5 protein-coding genes are annotated in these 4,162 nt (G+C 72.3%); all 5 read right to left on the bottom strand.

Going from position 1 to position 4,162, the window contains the following annotated elements; all coding sequences use genetic code 11:
- The coding region (locus D183_RS0113390; protein WP_017909445.1) for a heme lyase CcmF/NrfE family subunit at positions 1-1,353 on the bottom strand (1,353 nt) is incomplete at its 3' end.
- A gap of 37 nt (positions 1,354-1,390) precedes the next feature.
- Positions 1,391-1,873, bottom strand: a complete 483-nt coding sequence (gene ccmE / locus D183_RS0113395) for a cytochrome c maturation protein CcmE (RefSeq protein WP_017909446.1) — start codon at positions 1,871-1,873, stop codon at positions 1,391-1,393.
- Positions 1,857-2,069, bottom strand: coding sequence for a heme exporter protein CcmD (gene ccmD / locus D183_RS0113400; RefSeq protein WP_017909447.1), 213 nt, complete (start codon positions 2,067-2,069; stop codon positions 1,857-1,859). Before ccmD ends, ccmE begins: the two co-directional genes overlap by 17 nt.
- Complete coding sequence (locus tag D183_RS0113405; protein WP_017909448.1) at positions 2,066-2,872, bottom strand: heme ABC transporter permease; 807 nt, start codon at positions 2,870-2,872, stop codon at positions 2,066-2,068. The genes ccmD and D183_RS0113405 overlap by 4 nt, the downstream gene beginning before the upstream one ends.
- A gap of 10 nt (positions 2,873-2,882) precedes the next feature.
- The coding region (locus tag D183_RS0113410) for a S8 family serine peptidase (protein ID WP_017909449.1) at positions 2,883-4,162 on the bottom strand (1,280 nt) is incomplete at its 5' end.

The following is a 4,162-nucleotide window of genomic DNA, read 5'->3' on the forward strand; positions in this document are numbered from 1 at the left end:
GGCCACCGCGCGCAGCGTGCCTGCGCTCAGTAGCCACGCCAGCAGCGCGCAGGCCAGTGCGGCCAGCCCGGCGCGCGCGGCCACCGCGCGCAGTGCGCCGGGTTCGGTGCGGCCCCAGCGCAGGTAGGGACCGAACGGCAACAGCAGCACCACCGGCAGCATCAGCAGCGGGAACAGCAGGCCGAAGTAGGGCGGCCCGACCGAGATCTTGCCCAGCCGCAGCGCATCGCCGAGCAGCGGGAACAGCGTGCCCAGCAGCACCATCGCCGCGGCCACGCTGAGCATCAGGTTGCCGACCAGGATCGCGGTCTCCCGCGACAGCGCGGCGAACGGCTTGCCCGCGGCCAGACGTGGCGCGCGCAGTGCGTACAGCAGCAGCGAGCCGCCGACCACCAGCACCAGGAAGCCGAGGATGTACAGGCCGCGGCGCGGGTCGGCGGCGAAGGCGTGTACCGAGGTCAGCACGCCCGAGCGCACCAGGAAGGTGCCCAGCAACGACAGCGAGAACGCCAGGATCGACAGCAGCAGGGTCCAGGCGCCGAGCGCGCCGCGCTTCTCGGTGACCGCCTGGGTGTGGATCAGCGCCGCGCCGACCAGCCACGGCATGAAGCTGGCGTTCTCCACCGGATCCCAGAACCACCAGCCGCCCCAGCCCAACTCGGCATAGGCCCACCAGCTGCCGGCGACGATGCCGGCGCTGAGGAAGCCCCAGGCGACATTGGTCCACGGCCGCGCCCAGCGCACCCAGGCCTGCTGCTGTTCGCCGCCGAGCAGGGCGGCGATGGCGAAGGCGAAGGCCACCGAGAAGCCGACATAGCCGGTGTACAGCACCGGTGGATGCAGCACCATGCCCGGGTCCTGCAGCACCGGATTGAGCTCGCTGCCGTCGCGCGGCATCGGCGACAGCCGTACGAACGGGTTGGAGGTGAACAGGACGAAGGCCAGGAAGCCGCTGGAGATCAGCCCGAGCACGCCGAGTACGCGCGCGGCGAACGCCTCCGGCAAGTGCCGGCCGCTGCGCGCCAGCGCCACCGTCCACAGGTTGAGGATGGCGATCCACAGCAGCAGCGAGCCTTCGTGCGCGCCCCACACCGCGGCCAGCCGGTAGTACCAGGGCTGCGCCAGGTTGGCGTTGGCGGCGACATAGCGCACCGAGAAATCCAGTTGCAGCAACACGTAGCCGAGCAGGCCGAAGGCCAGCCAGGCGAAGCCGGCCTGGGCGTAGGCGGCCGGCCGCGCCACCGCCATCCAGGCGCGCTGCCCGCGCCAGGCGCCGAGCAGCGGCAATACGGCCTGCACCAATGCCAGCAGCAGGGCCAGGATCAGCGCGCACTGGCCGAGTTCGGCGCTCATCGCGCGGCGCTCCCGATGCGGCGGGACGCGATCGGACTCATGGCCGCGCCGTGACCGCAGCCGCCGCCGCGGCGGTGCGAGCGGTCTTGGCGCGACCGGCATGCGCCTGCGCCATCGCGTCCTTCAGTTCCTGCGGCATGTAGGTCTCGTCGTGCTTGGCCAGCACTTCGGTGGCCACGAAGCGCGCGCCCTGCATCGAGCCGGTGGCGATCACTGCCTGGTTGTCGCGGAACAGGTCGGGCAGGATGCCGGTGTAGGCAACCGTGGTGGCGCCGGCCTTGTCGATCACGGTGAACTGCACCTGCAGCGCATCGGCGCTGCGCGTGATCGAGCCGGCCTTGACCATGCCACCGAGCCGGAACACCCGGTAGTCCCTGGCCGCGCCGGCCTGCACCTGGCTGGGGGTGAACAGGTAGCTGACGTTGTGCTGCAGGGCCAGCACGAACAGGCCGGTGGCCAGCGCCGCGGCGCCGAGCAACAGCAGCACCAGCAGCAGGCGGCGCTTACGGGTGGGATGCATTGCGCGCTCCGTTGGTCGCAACGTTGCCGCGGGCACGGCGTGCCTGTTCGCGCGCCACTTGCGCACGGATGTCGGCGAGCAGGCGGCGCTGGCGGCGGCGCGGCAGCACGCTGTCCAGAATCAGCACCAGCAAGGCCAGTGCGTACGCGCTCCACACGTAGACGGCATAGCCGCCCATCGCCCAGAACCCGTTCATGCCGCGTGTTCCGTGGGCAGCGGCACGACATCGGCGGGCGTCGCCGGCACCGGCGCGGCCTGCAACGCGATCGCACGCACCCAGGCCTTGCCGCGCTCCAGCGCCAGCAGGTCGGTGCGCATGCGCCCGCACAGGCTGGCGACGTAGTAGCACTTGCTGGCGACCACGCCGGTCAGCAGCGGCCACAGCATCGACAGCGGCATCTTCGACGGGCCCAGCACGCGCACCGTGGAGCCCTGGTGCAGGGTGTTCCACCACACCACCGAGTAATGCACGATCGGCAGGTTGATCAGCCCGACCAGCGCCAGCAGCGCGGCGGCGCGCGCGCCCTGGCGCGGATCGTCGATGGCACGGTGCAGGCCGATCACGCCCAGATACAGGAACAGCAGCACCAGTTCCGAGGTCAGCCGCGCGTCCCAGGTCCACCAGGTGCCCCACATCGGCCGGCCCCACAGCGAGCCGGTGCACAGGGTGACGAAGGTGAAGGCCGCGCCGATCGGCGCCGAGGCCATGCAGGCGACTTCCGCCAGTTTCACCCGCCACACCAGCGCGACCAGGCCGGCCAGGCCCATCGCGGCGTAGACGAACAGGCTCATCCACGCGCACGGCACGTGCACGAACATGATGCGGTAGGCGTCATGCTGCTGGTAATCCGGCGGCGCCAGCACCAGCCCGCCGTAACCCGACACGGCGCCGAGCAGCACGGCCGCGGCCAGACTCCACGGGCGCACCGCGCTGGCGACGCGATAGGCTGTCGGCGGCGCGCCGAGCCGGTGCAACCAGAGCGGGATCCAGGAACGCATGGCGATGACCTCAGCGGGCGAGGGGCGCGCTGCGCGGCAACGCCTGTACCGCGGCGGCGGCGTCGACCTGCAATAGGCCGTCGCGCGTGCGGCTGGTGCGCAGCAGCAGCTCGTGCACGCTGCGCGCGTCCAGTTGCGGGGCCAGCGCCAGCAGCAGCGCGACCACGCCGCTGACGTGGGCAGTGGCCATCGACGAGCCGGAAGTGAAGTCGTAGCCGCCGTTGGGCTGGGTGGTGAGGATGTCCTCGCCCGGCGCGCTGAGCACGCCCGCCGGCGCCGGGGCGGCGGCACTGCTGCGCACCACGATCACCCCGGGAATGCCGTCGGGAAACCCGTCCAGGCGGCCGTTGGGCGGCATCGCCGCGACCACGATGCGGCCCTCGCGCAGCAGCTGTTCCAGCAGCTTGCGCAGCAGCGGGTCGGCCGGGCCGCCGAGGCTGAGATTGACGATGCGGGTGCGGGTGTCGCCGATCGCCGCCAGCGCCTTGGCCAGGGTGAAGGAGTTGCAGCCGGCGCCGGCGCCGGGGCGCTGCGGATACCAGCAGGCCTTGTACACGTCGAGCATCGCCTTCGGCGCGATGCCGACGATGCCCAGGTGGTTGTTGCTGCCGGCGGCGATGATGCCGGCGACCTCGGTGCCGTGGTGGTCGCGGTTGAACGCGCCTGGGTCGGCGGCGACCAGGTCGCGGGTGTTGCGCAGGCGCCCGCGCAGGTCCGGGTGCGCGGTGTCCACGCCGGTGTCGACGATCGCCACGTCCACGCCCTGGCCCTGGCTCAGCGCCTGCGCGGTAGCCGCGTTGGTCGCGGCGAAGCCGCGCTGCATGTCCACGTAGGGATCGTTGTAGCGCAGCGGCTGTGCCGGTGCGGCCGCAGCCTGGCTGTCGGTCGAATAGGTGCCGAAGTCCTGCAGCGGCTGCGACAGCGCCACCCGGTCGTCCTTGGCCAGTTGCGCCAGCAGCGCGGCGCGGTCGCTGCCCGGCGCCGGCTCCAGCACCACGCAGTACAGCCCCAGCGCCTTGATCGGCCAGCCGGCGACCTGGCGCAGGCCGTAGCGCTTGTTCAGCGCGTCCAGGGTGGCGACCGCCTGGGTGCCGGCGCCGTAGTAGCGGGCGGAGGCGTAGCCGAGCAGGTTGGAGCCGGCGTGGCGGCTCGGTGCGGCCATCGGGTTGGCCACGGCGAGGACGATCTGGCGCTGGCTGTCCAGCGCCGGCGACGGATCCAGGCTCGGCGCCTTGGCGTCCGTGGCGGGCGCCGGATCGGCGACGGCCGCCGGCGCGGCCTGGGCGCAGG

Origin of the sequence: Xanthomonas sp. SHU 199, assembly GCF_000364665.1 — a bacterium.
GTDB classification, from domain to species: Bacteria; Pseudomonadota; Gammaproteobacteria; order Xanthomonadales; family Xanthomonadaceae; genus Xanthomonas_A; species Xanthomonas_A sontii.